Here is a 20,611-nt window from a genome sequence, read left to right on the forward strand (position 1 = left end):
TTTTGATTAGTACGAAATTACACTGAATTAATTAACGAATTAATTCGTTCAGGCATATTTCACAGAATCAACTAATCGAATAATTGTCTTTGGCTGTCCTCTTCCACCTGAGGGGATTTTTTCAATACAGATGATTCCTTTTTCCCTCAGCTTCTCAACTGCAGCCTTTATTTCATCAGAAGACTTGTTACGCTTGAAAAGGCCCACACTAATATCTGTACTACTCATTCCATTTGGATTTTCTTTTAAACCTTCCATTATGCGAGATATAACCGGATCACTATCTAATCCCTGCTCACCAAAGATGAACGTTACAGATTTATAGCAGTAATCCCAAAGTGCTAAGGCTGCTTTTAAATGCTCCAAACGGACAATGCATGACTGATCCAGCAAGGCATATATGCAAGCTAGACGCATTACATAAGGAATAACCCGGCTTGTTGATGCTCCAATGATTCCAGCTGCATCACGTTGTAAGGGTTCATATATTCGTTCCCATAGTTGATTAGCAGCTTCATCACGTTCCATAGGGAGCAGATCACCATTCCCATCTGTCGGCATTTCATTCATGGCATAATCACAGGCTGTCTTTATTTTTGATACAATTGTTCCAACATCAAGCTTATGAAATTCCCCACCACTGGGGAGAGACTTGGATTGTTGCACATACAGCCACAAGAACCGGTTCACAAACCCGTTGTGGATCTCATTGCCCGTCAGAAGCTTTCTAAGCTCCTCTGGCGTAATGTGGCCTAGTATAGATATATGAGAGCTGGAAGCTTGCATGGGGTTCTTAGTAAGCGTTCTAATCTCTCCATTGCCATCCCAAGCATTCCTTATAATTGCGGACAAGGTGTTCCCTTCACGGCGTAAAACGTTCAATACAGATCCAAACTCACTCTCTATGACTAAAAGGCGTTTATCCTCTACCCCAGGATCCGTTATCTCTTGCTCATATTCCCCGGTAGGTTTCTTGTCCTTCCCCTTGCCATCCATCACCGGTTTAAACTCAATAATGGGATCTCTTACGGAATAAATTAGTCCCTCTCCGCTAGATAACCCTGACTTCTTACGTGCATTGAATTCAACATCAGCTGCATTCATAAGCTTCAGAATCGGATCCAAGGACGTTCCTTTTTTACCTCTGAAGGTTGCTCCAACCAGTACAGCGAAGACCCTCATTCGATGCTTACCACCAGAAACAACAAAATGTGGTCCGTCCCCAACCATATTTCCAAACATGGTCAAAAAGTTGATTAGCACAGCAGCAGGATCGGCTTCTGTATGAGGATCAATAAATCTGACTATTTCACCGGCCAATCCATGCAGCGCCGCTTCTCCTAATTTCCCATCAAACTCAGGAGTTTGATTAAAGAGGAAATCAAATTCAGACTCGTCAAATTCTTCGAGCTGTGGTACATTATGAATAGAATTTTTTTTACTGGACGGATTATTATATTGCACCACAACACCTTCTAACGCTTTACTTATAGTTCGTTCCCGGTAATCGTCTCGACCCCATTTATCACGTACCAATCCACTACCCCTGAACAAACCGTCAATTTGTTCGGGATTTTTTGTGTAGAAGGCAATCATGTTACATAAGGCTTGTTCTGCTTCACTCTGGCTGCTGTATCCACTCCAATCGCCAGAGTATAGCCGCTGGAACCTTTGACCATTCTTGGCCTTTCTAGCAAGCTCTAATATCTTTTCATCTTCAAGATTAGGCCCTTTAATATGCTCACTGTCTTGAACAGGAAGCTGGGATGGGAAGAAATCATGATATAAACTAATAATTTCGGATTGTCTTTCCTCCACTCCTAGCGGCGTACCCTTTACATGATCACCTGTAAAAACAATGAACCTCAGATCGTCATACATTTCGATGTTACGAGTTCTGCTTCGTTCTCCTGGTTTACTACCCCGTATTACAATGTGAACGCCTTCCCCGCTTTGGCTTCTTTCTGTATAGCTGTTAAGCTTTAGAATGATCTCCCGTGCCTCAGAGTTTAATGCTCCTTTCTTGATGCAGTGGTCTATGTCTATCACAACAATTGAATGTCCTGACTGATTTTTAGTGAGTACCAAACCAATTCCCGAATATGATTTATTAGTCTGAAATATAGCTTTAACTTCGTAAAATGTTGACCATGTTGAGGGGTCCGTTACAGAAGCATGTCGCCCAGATGCTGAATAAGGGACTTTTGTAGGGTTAGCCCCAGCTCTGCGTTTTTCTAGCTTCCAAAGTACCCATTGAGGAATGCTCTTTAATTCTGCAGGTATCTTCTCAAATATCATTCGAACACCGCCTAAGCCTGGCGCACTTGAACATGCTCACCACGTAACCAAGATTCAATTACATCCTTATGGAAGATAATGCGGCCTCTCACTCTGACATGTGGAATCTGACCTTCTCTGGCCATTGTATAAATCGTTGAATGTGATACACCAATCAGCTCAGCCGTTTCATTTACGGTCAAAGTAACTCTTGTCATTTTTTTATTCCTCCTTAGTCATAGATTCGATAAAACGGGAGATAACCTCTTTCTCTTTCCCAAAATGGACATGGTTTAGAGACAGTCCGTAAACTCGCAAAAGTCTTAAAGCAGCGTACATTTCGGCACATGAGCTGTCCTTCTCCCAGTTTCTAAGTCTTCTAGGAGTAATGCCGGCTTTCTCAGCAGCTTCTTTTATAGTTAAGCCACAATTCAAACGAGCCATCTTTAAAGTGATCTGAAACATACAAGTTGCCTCCCTTTATCGTTATTTAGTATTCAGATTCTCCAACGCAACAATTAACTGTCCGTCTTCAGCCCTCCAGTGATCCTTCAATAAACTTCCTTCACGAATACTGTTTAATATGGATTCAAACTGATTGAGAAGATCAACGCCGTCAGGAAAGGGGCAGATAGTAAACGTGTTTCTGTTTTCCAACTCTTGTATAGAATCAGCAGCCTTCCTGATCTTAGTTACCAGATCCTCAAAAGCTTCTTTATCATGCAAATACAGGTTTACCAGAACAGTTCCTACTACAGGTGGAAGCTGCTCCTCAGCCTCAAATTCGGACATCGTTCCATTTTCAGCCCGAGTAAGTACGTCAATACATTCCTGAATTGGCAGTGCAAAAATGTTCTCCTGCAGGTATTGCTCATATGTGATTTTTTCCATTACTTATCTTCCTCCTTGGATTAATAAATTGAGCCTCGGTAAGCATCAACGGCCTCGTTCAGTGTGACAAAATCAAACGATCTGTACATTGCCCTTACCAGTTCCTTAATTAACTGTTCATTCCACTTCATTTCCTCGCCAGCCAGAACCGCATAACCCAGACAGGCTTGATTGCTCCATTGCTGTTCTTTCCGTCCTCCTTTCAGTCCGCCTAGATAAGATGCTTTGATCATCTTTCCAACGGTATCGAGCAGTTTTTCCATATCAGGTGTGGTTCCGTTAGAGAAGTATTTCTTTTCTAAATGGACCCGATTTTCTAAGATTGCTTGATCTACATCATTCACTGCATTTCACCTCCAGGTAATAAATGGTGTTTACTTTTGCATGCACTCTTTTGTAACCACATAATACCACCTGATGTATGCTTTTGCAACCATTTGTTATTTTCTTCTGTATTTTTGTATACTTTTGTGCTAATAATAATGTGAAAGGAGTGGTTACAATTGAACCCAAAAGAGTTTGGAGATTATCTAAGAACTTTGCGTAAAAATGCTAACTTAACAATGCGAAAATTAGATGTTTTATCTGGTGTTTCACATTCTTATATTTCTCAATTGGAAAGAGGAGAACGGGGAATTCCTTCACCAGAAATTTTAAAAAAACTATCTAATCCTTTAAATGTGTCCTATATGGATTTAATGTACAAGGCTGGACATTCTCCTATGGGAAGTCGAGAGGAGAACAAAAGTTCATTAAACATAGGAGAAATATTAGGTATAGCAGGTTATAAGATAGCACAGGAAAATATAGCCTTGATAAAAGAGAAATACTTTGAGAATGGCAACCTAGTTAATCCTATTAAAAGAGAAGTGAGTCAACTCTTAAAAGAAAATGAAATAGAAATTGATCCAGACTCATTCTTAAACGAAGTTGAGTCATTAAATAACGAATTTATAAGAAGAATAAGAAATAACGAAGATTTTAAATCCTTTAGGGATGAATATAACGAACTCTTTAAAAGGTATATGAAGGTTATTGAGGCCATCGTTAGTTTTGTAATGCCAAGTGACGAACCTGATACTTTCATAAAAATGCTTGACAATGATCTTACTACTTTTCTTTCTCGATCAGGTGTTACTTTAAATGGGCACAAACTCTCTTACAAAGAAAGGGAACGTATATTAGAAATGGTTAAGTTGTTGTTCCCAGAATATTTGAATGAGCATACTGACTAAAATTTAATATTAATCAGTTGGAAATCAACAATTAATTCGTTAATTAATTCAGAGTAATTTCGTAGTCGATACAATCCGCAAACTCCTGTCCAATAAGGCTTTTGGAAAATCAATTCGTAAATTCGTTAAATTCGTATACATAATTAAACTGAAGGAGTGAACGAAGTGGCCAATATTCAGAAACGGGGAGATAACTCTTGGTTCTTCACTGTATACACAGGTAAAGGGCCAAATGGAAAATATGGACGTAAGACAAAAACCATAACTATCACTGATGAAGCGCTGCTTAAAACTTCAAAAAAGCTCCAGAACTATTTAGATGATGAATACTCTAAATTTCGGCAAGAAGTTGAGACTGGAGAATATATAGATCCACAGAGAATGACATTTGAAGCCTTTATAGAAGAATGGCGGAGTAAGTACGCAGAAAAGCAGCTCGGAAGGGCTACTCTTGAAACTTACCTGATCCATCTAAACAGCAGAATCATCCCGGCTATTGGTCATTTGAAGTTGGACTCCATTAAGACTCTCCAGCTTGTAAATTTGATGGATCAACTTGCAACGGGTAAAAGGAAGGATGGTAAGGAGGGCCAATTATCGGCCGGCACCATTCAGTATCTACATAGGGTACTGCGCAATGTATTTAGTCGGGCCGTTGAGTGGAAGCTACTTAAGAAAAATCCTATGGATGGGGTAAAAAAACCGAGGGATGAACAACAAAAGGAACTGGATGTGTATGACCAGAAGGAAACAGATCAAATATTTGCCCTCCTGGAGAACGAAAAGGATTCTTGGCGGCTCCTAATTACGTTAGCATTAACAACGGGCTTAAGACGTGGCGAACTTCTTGGACTCGAATGGAAACACGTTAACCTGGAGAATGGGACAATTGATGTACTTCAAAACCTCAGTTTCACCAAGAGTGGATATGAACTGAAGGAGCCTAAAACTAAGTCATCCAGACGGAGAATCGAACTCCCCTCTTCTCTTATCCCTGAACTTCGTTCCTATAAAGCTCAGTTAAACGAAGAACGACTTGCTACGGCTGACCTTTGGGAGGGAGGCGAACACTTCTTTGTATTCGGATCCTGGAATGGTAAGCCGCTACACCCTCACAGTGTGAAAACATGGTGGACTCGCTTCACTAAACGACACGGCATAAGATATGTAAATTTCCATGCTCTCAGGCACACCTCGGCAACGTTGTTATTAAATCAAGGGCTTCACGCTAAAATCATACAAGCTCGCCTTGGACATGCCAACATCAGCACAACACTAAATATCTATACCCATGCACTTCGAGAAGCTGATCAAGCAGCTGCAGGGATATTTGATAACATGCTTAAGTCAAGAAAACAGCATGGCAGTTAACATCAAAAAAAGCCAAATAAAAACGCCTTATCTCTTTTGAAGATTTAGCGTTATTTTGTAGCATCTATAACATCATCACACCATTTTTAACATCAGTTTCACATCAACACACCAAAACGGCAACTGTACTATACAACATTATTAACCTGTGATAATAGAAAAAGCCTTGCTATGCAAGGCTTCTCTCTCTCTGTTTCATATAGGACGGATGGGGATCGAACCCATGACCCCTACCCTGTCAAGGTAGTGCTCTCCCGCTGAGCTACCGTCCTTCAGTAAGATTTATACTATCACATAAATCTTACACATGGCAAGACAATTTATTTAGCATTGCCGCTCTTTTCTTTTTTATTCTAGACCCTAGTATCCTAGGCGTATTTCTTATCCATCCGGGCATATTCGTCTTCGATAAAACGGATCGCTTCCACCACGTTGAGCCAAACAGGCTCATGGTCGAGACCTGCCGTAAACACCAGGTGTTTGACTTCGAAATACAACCTCTTTACCTCGCCCAGCTTTTGTTCGATCGTCAGTTTATCTTCAACCTCGAAATAAAACTCCAGGGCGTTAATGCGTTTGATCAATTTATGATATTTGGCCGCTTTTTCGCCGTCCGGGAAAAGATTGTTTCTGCTTAAGCGCGGAAATGAACGAGAGTAAAACTCGCCTCCCCTTAAAGCGTCTGCGGGGTAAGGCACCCCCGCCTGAGCCCCCAAGTCATTAACTCCCGTTGCGGTATCCGGTTTCTGTCCCCCCTGCTGTACACGGGCTACTCGGCTTCTGACCCTGATTAAATCGTCGCGCATGTCCTGCAGCAGCCGGATGACCTCGGAGAAACCAATGACAAGAAATCCCGGAATCATAAAGGATGCCCATACCGACAACGTAATCCGGAAGTCATAACCGGAGTGGTCGACCGAAGGCAGGCCGCCGGCCACAAAACCGCTTACAAAACCAAAAGCGAGAACCAGAATGCCGATCCAGAACAAGATTTTACTGACAAGATTATGATTAGGCTGCATAAGTCAAATCTCTCCTTTTCTTATCCCGGTTAGAAATTGTTTGAACTAAGATGGCTTACTCTATATGTATTCAACTTCGGCTCTTCTGTCTCCTTTCGCAAAAAATGAAAAAGCAGCCCTCTCACGGGACTGCTTGGTTATAAAGATCTCTTTGGCTACCTGACCCAAAAGAAACGGTCTGCTTAGCCTAGCCCGCTTAATGCAGGTGCTGCTCCGAAATGTCGGTAAGCGCGTCGCCGGCATTATCCGCAAAAATATGCTCGACAGCCATGTCCCCCAGGGAAACTACCCCGATCAGACGGTCGCCATCCGTCACCGGCAAACGACGAATCTGCTGCTGCGCCATCAGCTCGGCCGCCTCGTCAACGGACATATCGGCGGTAGCCGTCTTCAGGTTTTTGGTCATCACTTGATCCACGGCCGTAGAACCGGAATGTTTCTCCGCATACCCGCGGACAACCAAATCCCGGTCCGTTACCGCCCCGATCAACCGATCGCTGCCCTGGCTTTCCACGACCGGAATAAATCCGGTATCATGTTCTTTCATTTTTACCGCGATTTCGTAAATATTGTCCATCGGAGTTACCGTAACCGGACTCGCCGTCATGATTTCTTTTACCTTTTTCATCCTGCACCTCCTTCCTTCTTTAACATTTCCTATGTGTTTGTTTTGCATGCACCGCCAGTCCATCAAAGGCGTTCCCGATCTTTTTCCCAAAAAGTTTCGGCACAAGGGACAAACGAACAAGACTGAACACCTATTCCGCAATATAATGCATCAAACCTAATTAAGGAGTTGAACTTCATGAACAAATTTTGCTGCCCTCCTGCAGATCCGATTGTCCTGGATCCTATCGTTTCGGTTCAAAACTTTTACCATCCGCAGCTGGTCCAAGTGATCCAGCCGATTGAAATCGTTCAAAAACATCACTGCGTCCCTGTGTACCAGCAATGTTTTGCTTACAAAACAACTGAAGTAGGCCCAGGTTACGGTCCGGGTCCTGGCGTCGGCCCTTATGCGGCTGTCTCCAGAGCCAAGTCCCGCCCCCGCGGCACTAAAAACCGCAAGAAAAAATAGAACCGCAGCCGTCATTCATTCACTCCCGGGTGGGCAAACGCATAGAGTGTAATAGCTCATGAATATGTCTTTGGAGGTTATCAGGAATGTCGATCCAACCCACCCAGTCTTCTTTGATTTATCAGCTGCATCCGGATACGGCCAACTCCATGAAAGGAGTCCGGGAGCATCTCCATCAATGCTGCGGCAAATATTTGAACCATCATGTCGGTGTTCATACGATGGACGGCCATGTTTTTGAAGGAACCCTGCTCGCCATGGACGGTGGACATTTATATTTAAGCGTTCCTTCCCCGTACGCGGATACGGATGCGGATCCATACAACGCTAAACGAGCCTATTATCCGGGGTATTATCCGCCACCGCGGCCTTATTACCCTTATCCATACCCTTACTACAATCCTGGACGCGTTATTCTTCCGCTTGTGCTTTACGAGCTGCTTGCCATTAGTCTGCTGTAACCAAAGACACCCGAATCCCTAAAGGGGAAACGGGTGTTTTTGTTCTCTTGAACGATGCCGCCTCTTCCGTGCTTCCCTACGCTAAGGGCAAACTGTGGTGCCGGTTCATCCGTTCGTTAATTTTGTCCGCTTCATTTTCTCCACATTGGACAAGAACGAGAAAATATCCTTTGGCCACCTGGTCATGATAAGCTCTGGCGTCCGATTCCGGAACCCCCGCTCCTATAAGCGGTACCGCAAGGTTTTCGCTATTTTCCCACAGCTCGGCCCCCGCGCTTTTTTTAGCAGCGACCCCTAGGGAGTTCACTTCCCCTCTCGCTCCCTCAAGCACCTCCGTCAGACCTCTTAGCATGCCAAACACGCTTTTTCCTGCCGTGCCGCTTTTAGGCGGCTTTAAACCCGTATCCTCTGCAATAAGGCCCAATTCGTTAAAGTCTTTTGCGAGCACTGATATTTCTTTATCTTCAATGCCCTGCTCCTGCAGGTCGGCAATTAAAAGGGAAACGTCTTGTCTCGCGGCAAAAACGCCAATCACCAGCTTCGGCAATCCGATCCGCTCCTTTCTATTCCTTCTCTTCCCCTAATTAACCGTCCTTGTCCGGCGGGAAACTCCGATAAAAACTAAAAATTTTAAATAAAAGAGATTAGTGTGATATTTATCACATGTATTGTGAAAATAATCACTTATAATAAAGCCATAAGAGATGATCATCTTACAAAAGAAAGACAAAACTGATCCACTTCAAAAATAATAAAAAAACGGATTCTATCAAAGGAGAGATTTATATGTTTAACAATTGGCTGAGAACAAACAAAGTGGCTATGTGGCTGCTGACCATCGTCCGGATTTATCTGGGTTACCAATGGATGACACACGGCATTGAAAAATTAACGGGCGGCTTTGACGCCGGCGGCTTCCTCCAAGGCGCTATAGCAAAAAGCACTGGCGATAACCCGGCCGTCCAAGGCTGGTGGGCCGCATTTCTTCAGCACGCCGCCCTACCCGGCGTCAACTTCTTCAACATCCTGATCCCGCTTGGTGAATTATTGGTCGGCGTGGGCCTGATTCTCGGTACCTTTACCACTTTCGCAGCGCTGATGGCCGTCGTCATGAACACCGCGTTCCTCTTCTCGGGTACCGTAAGCACCAACGCCCAAATGCTGATTTTGGAAATCTTCATCGTAGTGGCTGCCGCTAATGCCGGTAAAATTGGTTTGGACCACTGGGTAATGCCTTTCCTCCGCAATCTGTTCAAACATGGCGGCAACAAAACCGATCTTCATACTCCAACGCCTCACGGTAGAAGACATGCTGCTTAATAGAATACGGTTGAAACCGTTGGATCCTCGCAAAAAAAAGCAAAAGAACCATCGCCCGCTTAACCGCGCAGAAGATGGTTCTTTTTTAGCTCTAAAGGCAAAGCCACTCAGCCTTTCCATTCCCAGCTGACTCCGGATAATCCGGCCGCATGGCGGCTCATTTTCTGTACCAATGTAATCGGATCTTCGTCAACATGAATGGAGCTCAAAGTATCAGGCCCCGTGAAACCCTCCGTAATGCTGTGCTCTACAAAAGAAAGAAGCGGATTATAATAACCCCTAACATTCAGCAACCCAATAGGTTTCCTATGGATGCCGATTTGGGACCAGCAGAGAACCTCAAACAGCTCCTCAAAGGTCCCGACGCCGCCCGGCAGCGCGATGAAACCGTCCGCCAGCTCACCCATTTTGGCTTTTCTGGCATGCATCCCGTCTACTTCGATCAACTCCGTCAGTTCACGATGCACGATTTCCGCCTTAAACAGGTCTGTCGGCATCACCCCGACGACCTGTCCACCACAGGTTAATGCTTCATTGGCCGCATAACCCATCAGACCGTTTCTTGAACCGCCATAAACCAGTTTGATTCCCGCCTCGGCCAAAGTTTTCCCCAGACCGATGGCAGCTTCCGTATACTCCGGCGCTGCGCCCGGACGGCTGCCTGCAAATACACAAACGGACTGCATTGGATTCAACTCCCGTTCATTCATCAGATTAACCGTCAAAAAAGAATCTATCTATATTTTACATAATATTTGTTCCTTTATGTTAGCCCACCGTCAGTTAACCAAATTTATCTTTTCCGGGTAAACATGGATGAGCTTGCTTGAAAGGCCCGAACAAAACCGAAATCGCAGACGTATTCTATAACAAATTGTTAGATCCAAGGTATGACTTTGAAAGTCTTGAGGAGGGGGGCCCCTTGAAACCAGCCCGTGTCAGAAGCATTAACCAGTCTCAAGCGAAAGCAAAAATAATAGCCGAAACCAGAAAACTTGATTTTCTTGCGGCCATTGCTGCTGTACTCAGCCTTCTTGCAGCCATTATTGGCGTATATGTGGCCATTAAAGCATATATGAGCGACGTCAGTACTACTGTTGTTGTTTAGCCTGAGACAGGATCCCACTGGATTCACGGACGATCAGGTTCGGGATGACCCCATAATAAATTCGTTCCCGTTTGTGTCCAGCTTCAGACAGAAGCAGTTCGACTGCTGCTTCTGTCATGGCTTTCTTAGCAACGCGCATCGTGGTTAAGGAAGGCGCAGCAGCCGCGGACAACGTAATATCATCGAATCCTACGATGGAAATTTCTTGAGGTACGGCGTATTTCCGCTCGCGCAGCAGTTCGTTCAGTATCAAAGCGATGCGGTCGTTGCTGCAGAAAAAGGCCGTCGGCAGGCTGGCCTGATGCCGATCCAAAAACACCGAAATCTCTTCCCGGGTAGACCGGTAACCGTCGGAATAAATCAGGCAATCCCGCAGATCCGGATAGCTTCCTTCATCCGCCATCGCCTTCCAATATCCGAACCAGCGGTCTTCGTGGCTTGTCGTCAGATTGGACGGGCCCATAAAGCCGATCCGCTTATGTCCCAGCTCCTGCAAATAACGGACAGCAGCAAGTGCCCCTTCCAAATTTGACGAAGCGGCCACCGCACAAGGCAAATCCCTGTAATAAGAGTCGATCATCACGAGCGGCGTATCAAGCTCCCATACCTTCCGGGCATATGGCTTGTCGATAATTCCAAACAAAATAACGCCCGCATGGTCAATATCGAAAATGCCCGGCAGCGAACCTTTTCTCTCCATTTCGGCATCAATTTTGGCGATAACCGCATTATACCCATCTTTACGGATCGCCGCCTCCAGCCCCCAAAGCAAGTCGTGATAGAAATGAAAATGCTCGTTATCCTCGTAGCTCATCACTCTTTCGGGCACCAATACGAGAATATTTAAGCTGCTCCGCTGAGGTTTCCCCTGTATGCTGTAGCCCAAATCCTTGGCCCGCTGTTTCACTTCATTCCTGACCTGCTCGCTGACCCCTTTTTTCCCGGACAAAGCAAGCGAAACCGCATTTTTGGAAATCTTCAATTCATCAGCAATCGTCTGCATGGATATCTTCTTGGGTCTCGCCATCTTTGCTAACCTCCCGAAACATGCTACACTAAAATCAATACTACTTTACATAAAATATTATCGTCAAGTTTTGTAAAGTAAAGTTTGTTTAAAAGGAGATTATACGATGAGCGAACCTATCTTTTTGAACTCCGTCTTCCAAGACCGCATTTGGGGCGGCACAAAACTGAAAACGTTGTTTGGCTACGAGATTCCGAGCGACCATACCGGCGAATATTGGGCGGTATCCGCACATCCAAACGGCCAAAGCACGGTAAAAAACGGCCCTTATGCCGGACAAAAACTTGGCGATTTGTGGGCAAACCATCAGGAGCTGTTCCGTTCCGACTCCAAGGTATTCCCTTTGCTGACCAAACTTTTGGACGCCTCGGACGATTTGTCCGTTCAGGTTCACCCGGCCGATGCTTACGCGGGCGAACATGAAAACGGAGAACTGGGCAAAACCGAATGCTGGTACATCGTGGATGCCGATCCCGGGTCCGAAATTGTCTACGGCCATGAAGCCACCAGCAGAGAACAGCTCGTTAACTACATTGAAGAAGGCAAATGGGACGAGCTCCTGACCAAAATTACTGTCAAACCCGGCGATTTCTTTTATGTCCCAAGCGGAACAATTCATGCGCTAGGCAAAGGTATTGTAGTCCTGGAAACGCAGCAAAGCTCCGACACCACTTACCGGGTCTATGACTATGACCGCAAAGACAGCGCCGGAAACACCCGCGAGCTTCATCTGGAAAAAGCGATCGACGTGACGACCATCCCGCAGCGTTACGTTCCAACACAGCATGAAACAAGCCAAGTGGGCGGAACGACCATTACTACTTTTGTCTCCAATGATTTCTTTACGGTGCAAAAATGGGAGGTCAACGGCACTTCTTCGTTTGAACCAAGCAGCAAATATCAGATCTTCAGCGCATTGGACGGTGAAGGCGAGCTGAAGGCAGGCGGTCAAACCTATCCTGTCCGCAAAGGCGACCATTTTATTTTGCCGGTAGAATTTGGCCCGTATGAGCTTACAGGCAACCTGCAATTTATCGTTTCACACGAGTAAAAAAAGACCTCATCCCTAATCCCTCTCGGATTGGTAAAATCAAAAAGGGCAGCACCTTTTCTCGAAAGGGTGCTGCCCCCTCTTTTTACTAACATCACTTTCAACTGCGTTAATTCATTAAATTTTAATCTTCCCAGACCTCATCCATGAGCTTTCGGATGCTCGCCGCGCGCTGCTCCGTGGCGGCGGAATCCACCAGCCACTTGTCGCCGTTCCATTTCAGCACGTCGCCTTCCTTCGCACCGGCCTCTATCAGCGATCGTGTTATATCCCGGGTTTGTCCGTTGATCTCCAGGATCGCAAGCTCCCCTTCAAACCTTTCCAAAACCGCAAGCTCCATGCTCATCACCTTTCCGTCTGAATAGTCAGGCTGGTTCCATCCGTATCTGCCTCAATGGTTCCCTGCAGGTCATTCCGGTAAACCTCGACTCCCTGCCTTTTGAGTCTTTGGAGAACTGTCTGCGTAGGATGCCCGTATTTATTATCCTTCCCAACCTGAATGATTCCGTAGCGGGGCTTGACCTCCTTCAAAAAAGCCAAGGTGGTGGAGGATTTGGAGCCGTGATGGCCGACCAGCAGTACATCCGCCCGCAGGTCGGCACCCGAAGCAGTCATGTCCTTCTCACTTGGCGATTCCGCGTCCCCGGTCAGCAGAAACGAACGGCTGCCGTACACGACCTTGACCACGGCACTCATATCATTGCCATCGTCATAGCTTTTGACGGGAGCTACCATCTGAACCTGTACGCCCGCTCCCAGATCAAACTGCACCCCGGCTTTCGCCGTCTTCACCTTAAGCCCTTTCCGTTTAATCGACTTTAGCAAGGATTCGAAGGTCTTCGTATTCGAGCTGGCTTTAGGCATATAAATTTCACCGATCTCCGTTTGATCGATCACCTTGTCAAGCCCACCGATATGGTCGGCATCCGGATGGGTTCCAATCACCTTATCGAGTTTTGTAATTCCGTATGTATCAAGATAATCCAGCATCACCTGTTCTTTATCGTTATTCCCAGCATCGATCAGCATCGTTTCCCCGGATGGCGAAATGAGCAGTTGGGAGGCTCCTTGACCTACATCCAGAAAAATAACCCGCAATACCGCCGACTTTTGAACCGGCTCAGCGGTAGCCGCATTCGGCAGCCTGAAGTCTTCACTGCAGCCAGATAGTCCAAGGGCCAAAACCATCAGCAGTATACGTCTAACGGTCAGCCGGGTGAAACGGATCGTCGCTCTATCTTCTTTTAACCTCTCCGCGCCTGAGCCCAGCTTCTTAAACAGTTTCATCACGTGGTGCAGAATCATGGTTGAAAAACTCCTTATGTAACCATCTTTCAGAAAAAAAGAACATTTGTTCCTATTTATATTACTATATTTCTTTATTATCCGCAAGCTTGATTTGAACGAAAAAAAGGCCCGCTTCGAATGAAGCGGACCCTTTTTTATCTTTACGGCTTCACGGATACGGACACCGATACGGTTTTTCCTCCGTAAGCTGCCTTGATCGTTGCCGTACCTTTCGCCACCGCATTAATGCGTCCTGCGGATACGGTAGCCACGGTCGATTTGCTGGTTGTCCATACTGCGTCGCTAGTTACGACAGCCGTTGCCCCCGTGTCATATTCGGCCGTAAGGGTTACGGATTGAGCGGCTCCGGGTGCAAGGATAAATCGCTTTTCGCTTACCGTCAGCTTGGTCAGCTTAGGCACCACGCTTACGTTAACCGTATAGCTTTTCCCTTGGTACGTGCCGGTAAGTTTTACGCTGCCCACCGCATTGGCTTTGACGGACGAGCCGCTTACCGAAGCGATTGTGGCGTCGGAAGAAACCCAGTTCATTTTGCTGGACAAGGTCACATATTTTCCGTCGGCGTAATATCCTTTTACGGCAATGCTTTTGGAACGTTTAAGATTAAGTTCGATCGATTTAGGATCAATCACCATCGTAACCACTTCCGGTTCAACGGTAACCGGAATTTTAACCGTTTCATTCTGGTAGGTCCCGGTAAGAGTTACGTTTCCTTTGGACAATCCCTTCATCGTTTTGTCCTTGATGACGGCGGAAGTGCCGGAAAGGGCCCATTTAATGTCATCTGTAACTTCCAATTCATCGCCGTTCACCAGAACGGCCGTTACCTTCGGCAGATCGGCGGTTTTGCCGATGACAAGCTGGTAGCTTTCCACCTCAGGCATCAGCACCAGCACCTTCTCGGAAACCTTGACATTAATGGAAGCTACCGTTACGGAACCGACGGTGCCTGTAAGAACAGCGGTGCCCGCGTCGTCCCCGGCTTTAAATTTGGCGGAATCCACAGTTACGATGTCTTCATCGCTGGATTTCCAGGTGACCTGATTTGTAAAATCCTGTTCGGACTCATCCAGAAGGATGCCCGTTACTTTCGGGGCGTCTTTCGAATCGCCTTTCAAGATCTCAATATCATCCGTATCAACGTTAAATTTGGTAATAGTCGGATAGACCGTCAAGCTAAAGCTTTTGCTGACTCCGAGATAAGAAACGGTAATAGTGGTTGTACCTGCGGATTTCGGCGTAATAACGCCTCCGCTCACGCTGGCCACCAGCAGGTTAGAAGATTTCCACTCCGCAGACCCTGTTACTTCTACATAATCGCCGTTAGAGGCAATAACTTTGGCGGTAACGCTTTTACTGCTGTCATTCAGGAACATTACGGCATTTTTAATAAAGCTGGAATCTTCAAGAATAATAGCTTCATAAGGATTGCGGACATAAACGTCTTTCTGTACGGTGGTTCCCAGATAAGTAGCCGTAATAGTGGCTTTACCAAGCTTCAGCGGGGTAACTTTGCCCTTGTCTACAGTAGCGATGGAAGTATCTGAAGAACTCCATTCCACTTTGTCGGTCACATCGACCGGATTGGTATCGTCGTCCGAATCTTTGGTCACAACCTTCAACTGCGATGTCCCGGATCCGACTACCATTTCCAAATCGTCGTCGTCGGAAAATTCAAGCTTGCCAAACGGGGCCACGACTTTGATTTTCACATCAGCCGTCAGTCCTTTATAAGACGCCGTGATGGTCGCCGTACCTTTAGCGACAAAAGTCAGGTTCCCATTGTCCACCTTTACGATGCTGTCATCGGAGGTTGTCCAGACGGCATCCTTGCTGACATCCGTACCGTCAGCTAATGCTTTGATAGACGCGTCTTCGGTGCCCATTTTAAATTCTGTATTGTCTGCTGTATTCAGGGTCAAAGCGTCATAGGCGTATTTGACCGTTACCGACTTGGTTGCAATGGCGTTTTTGTATTTGGCTGTAATCGTGGCTGTACCTTTAGCCACAGGCGTCAGCAGACCGCCGTCCACTCTGACAATTTTTGAATCCGAAGTGGACCAGGTGACATCGTTGGTGACATCCTTCTCAGATGCTCCTTCAATAGTTGCGATTACGCGAAGCTGTTCCGTGCCTTCGGACACGGTAAGCACGATTTCCTTGTCGCCGTCAAACCGAATCGAATTGACGTCTCCAGTCGCAGCAAACACGTTTATCGGAAGAACAGCCGACACCAGCAGCACGAGGGCAAGAAACCAGCCCATCACTTTCCTGTTTCCAGTCATTTCTTTCTCTCCTTTGTCTTTCTGGACTACGGTTTGTTTCCAAGTCCTATGTATTTTTATCGACATGAACCTGACCTTTCGTTACCTTTTCCGGCATTCCCCTTAAAAAATAGACAAAAAGACCTAATTCCCGCGAATCGATCTGACGACAAAACGATGCTCGGGCTTGGACAGCTTTTCCCCCGTTCTCAGCGTCACTTCCTTCTCATCATGGCCGGCAAGCAGCGCACGGTAATGCAGAATCCGGTCGCCTCTCCAGATCATGACCGGGGAGCGGAATTGCACCGCGTTATCGAATTGAAGTTTCTCTTTCATGACGTAACCGACGGAATGCGGTTTGGCGGCAAGGCCGGCTGCAGTCCCGCGCCGGAAAGGCCCATGCTCGGCCGGGATGATCTTTACGATCTCCGCAAGAGGAATATAAACCGGCTTCGGGCCGAGCAGCACCCGTTCTTTTTCAGGTTCCCAGGCTTCAATTTTGGCGGAATAAGTCCGCTCGTCGTTTAATCTAATGATGGATACATAACGGCCAACCCATTTTGAAAGATCCATTCGGATAAACCTCCCTATAAATCACTTTCAAAAATCCGCCAATCAATCGGCGTTCTCCCATGGCTGCTCAAGAAAGCATTACATCTCGAAAAAGGCCTGCTGCCAAAAAAACCGTGCCGTGCCGACAGCGGGCTTGGATGGGCCGAAGCAATGACTTCATGGCGCCTTGCATCGATGATGGCTCCTTTTTTCCGGGCATAATTGCCCCAAAGCATAAACACGACGGGCTGCGGCCCTTCGTTCAGCTTGGAAATCACAGTATCGGTAAAACGTTCCCACCCTCTCCCCTGGTGCGAGTTCGGCAGTCCCTCCCTTACCGTCAAAATGGAATTCAGGAGCAGAACCCCCTCCTCCGCCCAAGGCGTCAGCGTGCCTGTCAGAGGAACAGGAATATTCAAATCCGCCGACATTTCTTTGTAAATATTGTGGAGGGAAGGCGGTATCCGGACGCCGGGCAGCACGGAAAAGCTCAGTCCGTGGGCTTGTCCCAACCCGTGATACGGATCCTGTCCCACGATAACGGCTTTCACCTGATGAAACGGGGTGAGCTTTAATGCCTGAAACAAAAAAACACGGGGCGGAAAAATAATGTGCTCCGCATATTCATGATCCAGCCACACCATCAATTCCTGAAAATAAGGTTTCTCTATCTCATCCCTCAAAATGTCATCCCAGTCGTTGCCAAACATCTCTGCATCTCTCCTGTCCCGAATAAGCTCTACTGTTCTTTACCCAAAAAGGTCTTGAGCTATCTACAGGACAGGACAACGTTCGTCAAAAAACACCTTATCTATTTGCGGCCGTAATCCGCCTTGATTTCTCCCCACTGCTTGGTCTGCCATTTCAAGACAGGCGTCGTGTAGGTGTTCGTTTGAAGCCAGGATACGGCCCGGTCCACCAGTCCCCAGATTTCGGCGGTGGAGCCGCTGCGCGGGAGCGTCGTGGCGACCTGTTTTTTCTTAACCCAATTAATGGCGTTAACGGAATCCGAATAAACCACTTTATCGCTCCCGGTTTTCTTGATCAGCGCCAAAGCGTGCACGATAGCCAAAAACTCGCCTATATTGTTAGTTCCATTAGGGATCGGACCGACGGCAAAAAGGACCTCGCCCGTGGCCGTATCCACGCCCTTGTATTCTACCGGACCCGGATTGCCCCTTGTCCCGACATCCACGGAAATGCTGTTATAATTGATTTCCCCGACATCCAACGTTTGCGCTGAACCCGGTTTCCGGCTTGATCCGGAAGACGTTCCCTGACCCGCTCCGCTGCCCCAATTGCCTTTCCAGCCCGCTTTATAGGCTGCTTCCGCCTCCGCCCGGCTGGCGTAGGATTTATATTTGGCTCCCGTATAGCCGTTCGTCTGCTTCTGGCATTCCGCCCATGAGGTGTAGATGCCCGGGGTTTTGCCTTCCCATACTACATAAAACTTTTGCCCTGCCAACACGTTCAGCTCCTTGATGATGGTTTCTCTGCTTAAAAAAATCCTCTTTCACCTCATTCCACACAAAAGCGCAGAAAACGTAAAAGAGGATGGTTATGGATAAACACCATTTGACATATGCACGTAATCTTAGATTACTTTAAAGCGCAGGACGCGTCAATCGCGCCGCCATTTCCCATCCTTCTAATGCCTTTCCCGGGGCATTCCCGCTGATCGCGGGATACCAATGATGTATAATGAAGGAATACTACCTGAAAAGGACGGACTTCATCATGCTCCAGACTTTAAACATGCGGCTTAACCGTTTGATGCCGCTGATTACGCCTACCAGCATTGTGATCGGGGTTATATGCGGCGGCCTGCTCTCTTCTTACACGTTCCTGTCCCCCTGGCTGTTTGCTTTCATGACCTTTGCCGGAAGCATCAGCCTCAGCTTTAAAGATTTTTTGAGCGTGCTGAAAAAACCTCTCCCGCTGGCCGCCTGCCTGCTGGTGCTGCATCTCTTCATGCCGCTAGTTGCCCTGGGAACGGGGCATCTTGTTTTCCCCCATGATCCCTATACCATTACCGGATTGGTGCTGGCCGCGGTCATTCCGACTGGCATCAGCAGTTTTGTTTGGGTCAGCATTTATCGCGGCAATATCGCGCTTACCTTGTCCATTATTCTGATTGATACCGTTCTTGCTCCTTTTGTAGTGCCGGGCATTTTGTCCCTGTTTATCGGAGCCAGCGTACATCTGAATATTCTGCCGATGATGAGCAGCCTTTTTTGGATGATCGTGTTCCCTTCGCTGCTCGGCATGGCACTCAACGAATGGAGCAAAGGCGCCGTGGTGCCCGTCTGGGGGCCTCGGCTGAACCCTTTTTCCAAGCTGGCAATGGCTGTGGTCATCATGATCAACGGCTCCGTTGTCGCTCCTTATCTGACGGACTTCAGCTTAAGTCTTGTCGGAAAAGCCGCCATTATTATCGCTTTGGCTTGTGCGGGTTATTTCTTGAGCTACCTGATCTCGGCCCTGCTGGGCTGGAGCGAACCGGACCAGGTAGCGCTCATTTTTAATGGAGGCATGCGGAATATCAGCGCAGGAGCCGTACTTGCCGTTGCCTATTTTCCCGCCCCGGTAGCCGTTCCGGTCGTGCTTGGCATGGTGTTCCAGCAAATGCTGGCATCGCTGGTCGGGTTCCTACTCGGAAGGCGTTCGCAGCTTCGGGAAAGAAAGGGACGGCCAAATAATACGGCACGGGTTTAAATGGGAGGAAAATCGTGGTTTGCTGCTTCAACTTAATCTGAACCTTGGCCTAGTATGGGCCGCCAGCTAACAGGCCGCGCCTGGATTTTAGCAAAACCTATAAGCGCTATTCGACTTATATATTAGACCAATAGACCTTCCAGCCTTATGATGGACTTAATTCATCAAAAACGGGGGTGCGAGGATGACTATTTATGATTTCATTGTTCACAAAACGAATGGGGAACCGGTTCCCTTATCCCTTTACGAGGGCAAAGTCCTCCTGATCGTTAATACGGCCAGCAGATGTGGTTATGCCCGGCAACTGGCCGGTCTCCAGCAGCTTTATGACAGTTACAGACAGCATGGATTTGAAATTCTGGGGTTTCCCTGCGGTCAATTTAACGACAAGGAGCCTGGAACAGGAGCGGATGCCGAGCGTTACTGCCGTCAACATTACGGCATCACTTTTCCGCTGTTTGAAAAGATTGAGGTTCGCGGCCCCTCCAACCACCCATTATTTCAACAGCTTACGGGGGAGGCCCCTTTCGGAGGATTTGATACGGAAACGCCGGAAGGCTTATGGATGAGGGATTTTCTGCTGTCAAAGTACCCTGAACTTTACGAGGGCGACGCAATTAAATGGAATTATACCAAATTCCTGATCACCCGCAGCGGGCAGGTATCACAAAGATTTGAAACGCCCGTGGAGGCCTCGGGAATGGAGTACGCTATTCAGTCGCTGCTGTCATCAAGCCTGCCAGATCAAAATTGAGAACCAAAAGACCTGTGCGGCAAATGCCGTACAGGTCTTTTTCGTAATGCTTATAGATGCCGAGGACCGGGATCGAACCGGTACGGTAGTCACCTACCGCAGGATTTTAAGTCTAAACTCGCTATCCCTCCGCATAAAACACGCTATATGTACGGCTACCTCACGCCATTTGCTCGC

The 20,611-nt window shown here is 46.9% G+C and carries 25 protein-coding genes and 1 tRNA gene; 9 read left to right on the top strand and 17 right to left on the bottom strand.

Translation table 11 applies throughout. The features are described 5' to 3' along the window. Nucleotides 1-48: 48 nt before the first annotated feature. The 5 genes from AC3ZPD_RS06215 to AC3ZPD_RS06235 are packed head-to-tail and all read right to left on the bottom strand — an operon-like array spanning nucleotide 49 to nucleotide 3,512. Nucleotides 49-2,298, bottom strand: a complete 2,250-nt coding sequence (locus AC3ZPD_RS06215; protein WP_490983390.1) for a phage NrS-1 polymerase family protein — start codon at nucleotides 2,296-2,298, stop codon at nucleotides 49-51. Between the two features lie 11 nt (nucleotides 2,299-2,309). Continuing rightward, complete coding sequence (locus AC3ZPD_RS06220; protein WP_490983391.1) at nucleotides 2,310-2,495, bottom strand: helix-turn-helix domain-containing protein; 186 nt, start codon at nucleotides 2,493-2,495, stop codon at nucleotides 2,310-2,312. A 4-nt stretch (nucleotides 2,496-2,499) separates the two neighbouring features. Beyond that, nucleotides 2,500-2,742: a helix-turn-helix domain-containing protein gene (locus tag AC3ZPD_RS06225; RefSeq protein ID WP_490983392.1), complete on the bottom strand. Its 243-nt coding sequence runs from the start codon at nucleotides 2,740-2,742 to the stop codon at nucleotides 2,500-2,502. 21 nt (nucleotides 2,743-2,763) lie between these two features. Beyond that, nucleotides 2,764-3,168, bottom strand: coding sequence for a hypothetical protein (locus tag AC3ZPD_RS06230; RefSeq protein ID WP_490983393.1), 405 nt, complete (start codon nucleotides 3,166-3,168; stop codon nucleotides 2,764-2,766). 20 nt (nucleotides 3,169-3,188) lie between these two features. Then, nucleotides 3,189-3,512 carry a hypothetical protein gene (locus AC3ZPD_RS06235; RefSeq protein ID WP_490983394.1) on the bottom strand — a complete coding sequence of 108 codons (324 nt, stop codon included), beginning with the start codon at nucleotides 3,510-3,512 and terminating at the stop codon, nucleotides 3,189-3,191. Between the two features lie 159 nt (nucleotides 3,513-3,671). Between AC3ZPD_RS06235 and AC3ZPD_RS06240 the strand changes: the two genes are divergently transcribed. Then, complete coding sequence (locus AC3ZPD_RS06240; RefSeq protein WP_490983395.1) at nucleotides 3,672-4,403, top strand: helix-turn-helix domain-containing protein; 732 nt, start codon at nucleotides 3,672-3,674, stop codon at nucleotides 4,401-4,403. 165 nt (nucleotides 4,404-4,568) lie between these two features. Further along, nucleotides 4,569-5,774, top strand: a complete 1,206-nt coding sequence (locus AC3ZPD_RS06245) for a site-specific integrase (RefSeq protein WP_490983396.1) — start codon at nucleotides 4,569-4,571, stop codon at nucleotides 5,772-5,774. 200 nt (nucleotides 5,775-5,974) lie between these two features. Here AC3ZPD_RS06245 and AC3ZPD_RS06250 read toward each other — a convergent pair. The 3 genes from AC3ZPD_RS06250 to AC3ZPD_RS06260 all read right to left on the bottom strand — a co-directional run bounded on the left by AC3ZPD_RS06250 (nucleotide 5,975) and on the right by AC3ZPD_RS06260 (nucleotide 7,424). Next, a tRNA-Val gene (locus AC3ZPD_RS06250) sits at nucleotides 5,975-6,046 on the bottom strand. 96 nt (nucleotides 6,047-6,142) lie between these two features. Beyond that, nucleotides 6,143-6,796: a hypothetical protein gene (locus AC3ZPD_RS06255; protein ID WP_490983397.1), complete on the bottom strand. Its 654-nt coding sequence runs from the start codon at nucleotides 6,794-6,796 to the stop codon at nucleotides 6,143-6,145. 196 nt (nucleotides 6,797-6,992) lie between these two features. After that, nucleotides 6,993-7,424, bottom strand: coding sequence for a CBS domain-containing protein (locus AC3ZPD_RS06260; protein ID WP_490983398.1), 432 nt, complete (start codon nucleotides 7,422-7,424; stop codon nucleotides 6,993-6,995). 177 nt (nucleotides 7,425-7,601) lie between these two features. Between AC3ZPD_RS06260 and AC3ZPD_RS06265 the strand changes: the two genes are divergently transcribed. Continuing rightward, nucleotides 7,602-7,874 (top strand): hypothetical protein, encoded by a 273-nt coding sequence (locus AC3ZPD_RS06265; protein WP_490983399.1) that lies wholly within the window; start codon nucleotides 7,602-7,604, stop codon nucleotides 7,872-7,874. Nucleotides 7,875-7,960: 86 nt separating this feature from the next. Then, nucleotides 7,961-8,335, top strand: coding sequence for a hypothetical protein (locus AC3ZPD_RS06270; protein WP_490983400.1), 375 nt, complete (start codon nucleotides 7,961-7,963; stop codon nucleotides 8,333-8,335). Nucleotides 8,336-8,411: 76 nt separating this feature from the next. Here the strand turns inward: AC3ZPD_RS06270 and AC3ZPD_RS06275 are convergent, their stop codons facing one another. Further along, nucleotides 8,412-8,882: a hypothetical protein gene (locus AC3ZPD_RS06275; protein ID WP_490983401.1), complete on the bottom strand. Its 471-nt coding sequence runs from the start codon at nucleotides 8,880-8,882 to the stop codon at nucleotides 8,412-8,414. Between the two features lie 239 nt (nucleotides 8,883-9,121). Between AC3ZPD_RS06275 and AC3ZPD_RS06280 the strand changes: the two genes are divergently transcribed. Then, nucleotides 9,122-9,655, top strand: a complete 534-nt coding sequence (locus AC3ZPD_RS06280) for a DoxX family protein (protein WP_490983402.1) — start codon at nucleotides 9,122-9,124, stop codon at nucleotides 9,653-9,655. A 107-nt stretch (nucleotides 9,656-9,762) separates the two neighbouring features. Here AC3ZPD_RS06280 and AC3ZPD_RS06285 read toward each other — a convergent pair whose 3' ends face one another. Beyond that, on the bottom strand, nucleotides 9,763-10,341 hold the full coding sequence (locus tag AC3ZPD_RS06285) for an LOG family protein (protein ID WP_490983403.1): 579 nt from the start codon (nucleotides 10,339-10,341) through the stop codon (nucleotides 9,763-9,765). A gap of 236 nt (nucleotides 10,342-10,577) precedes the next feature. On the opposite strand from AC3ZPD_RS06285, the gene AC3ZPD_RS06290 reads away from it, so the two are divergent. Next, nucleotides 10,578-10,763, top strand: a complete 186-nt coding sequence (locus tag AC3ZPD_RS06290) for a hypothetical protein (RefSeq protein WP_490983404.1) — start codon at nucleotides 10,578-10,580, stop codon at nucleotides 10,761-10,763. Here the strand turns inward: AC3ZPD_RS06290 and AC3ZPD_RS06295 are convergent. After that, nucleotides 10,747-11,790: a LacI family DNA-binding transcriptional regulator gene (locus AC3ZPD_RS06295; RefSeq protein ID WP_490983405.1), complete on the bottom strand. Its 1,044-nt coding sequence runs from the start codon at nucleotides 11,788-11,790 to the stop codon at nucleotides 10,747-10,749. The genes AC3ZPD_RS06290 and AC3ZPD_RS06295 overlap by 17 nt on opposite strands. A gap of 106 nt (nucleotides 11,791-11,896) precedes the next feature. Between AC3ZPD_RS06295 and manA the strand changes: the two genes are divergently transcribed. After that, entirely contained in the window at nucleotides 11,897-12,841 is a 945-nt protein-coding gene (gene manA / locus AC3ZPD_RS06300) for a mannose-6-phosphate isomerase, class I (protein WP_490983406.1), read from the top strand. 124 nt (nucleotides 12,842-12,965) lie between these two features. Here the strand turns inward: manA and AC3ZPD_RS06305 are convergent, their stop codons facing one another. From AC3ZPD_RS06305 to rnhA, 6 genes are all read right to left on the bottom strand, one after another. Continuing rightward, the gene (locus AC3ZPD_RS06305) at nucleotides 12,966-13,187 is read right to left on the bottom strand and encodes a DUF3006 domain-containing protein (protein WP_490983407.1); all 222 of its coding nucleotides are present in this window, start codon (nucleotides 13,185-13,187) and stop codon (nucleotides 12,966-12,968) included. Further along, on the bottom strand, nucleotides 13,187-14,146 hold the full coding sequence (locus tag AC3ZPD_RS06310; protein WP_490983408.1) for a ComEC/Rec2 family competence protein: 960 nt from the start codon (nucleotides 14,144-14,146) through the stop codon (nucleotides 13,187-13,189). Before AC3ZPD_RS06310 ends, AC3ZPD_RS06305 begins: the two co-directional genes overlap by 1 nt. 143 nt (nucleotides 14,147-14,289) lie before the next feature. Next, nucleotides 14,290-16,434 carry an Ig-like domain-containing protein gene (locus AC3ZPD_RS06315; RefSeq protein ID WP_490983409.1) on the bottom strand — a complete coding sequence of 715 codons (2,145 nt, stop codon included), beginning with the start codon at nucleotides 16,432-16,434 and terminating at the stop codon, nucleotides 14,290-14,292. A 123-nt stretch (nucleotides 16,435-16,557) separates the two neighbouring features. After that, nucleotides 16,558-16,986, bottom strand: coding sequence for a hypothetical protein (locus AC3ZPD_RS06320; RefSeq protein ID WP_490983410.1), 429 nt, complete (start codon nucleotides 16,984-16,986; stop codon nucleotides 16,558-16,560). A 14-nt stretch (nucleotides 16,987-17,000) separates the two neighbouring features. Beyond that, nucleotides 17,001-17,675: a uracil-DNA glycosylase gene (gene ung, locus AC3ZPD_RS06325; RefSeq protein ID WP_490983411.1), complete on the bottom strand. Its 675-nt coding sequence runs from the start codon at nucleotides 17,673-17,675 to the stop codon at nucleotides 17,001-17,003. Nucleotides 17,676-17,776: 101 nt separating this feature from the next. Continuing rightward, a complete protein-coding gene (gene rnhA / locus AC3ZPD_RS06330; RefSeq protein WP_490983412.1) occupies nucleotides 17,777-18,430 on the bottom strand; it encodes a ribonuclease H in 654 nt (217 codons plus the stop codon). A 272-nt stretch (nucleotides 18,431-18,702) separates the two neighbouring features. Between rnhA and AC3ZPD_RS06335 the strand changes: the two genes are divergently transcribed. Together AC3ZPD_RS06335 and AC3ZPD_RS06340 are read left to right on the top strand one after the other, a co-directional pair. Continuing rightward, nucleotides 18,703-19,680, top strand: coding sequence for a bile acid:sodium symporter family protein (locus tag AC3ZPD_RS06335; RefSeq protein ID WP_490983413.1), 978 nt, complete (start codon nucleotides 18,703-18,705; stop codon nucleotides 19,678-19,680). A gap of 184 nt (nucleotides 19,681-19,864) precedes the next feature. Then, nucleotides 19,865-20,434, top strand: a complete 570-nt coding sequence (locus AC3ZPD_RS06340) for a glutathione peroxidase (protein WP_490983414.1) — start codon at nucleotides 19,865-19,867, stop codon at nucleotides 20,432-20,434. Nucleotides 20,435-20,611: the final 177 nt, after the last annotated feature.

It is taken from the genome of Paenibacillus mobilis (genome assembly GCF_058267595.1).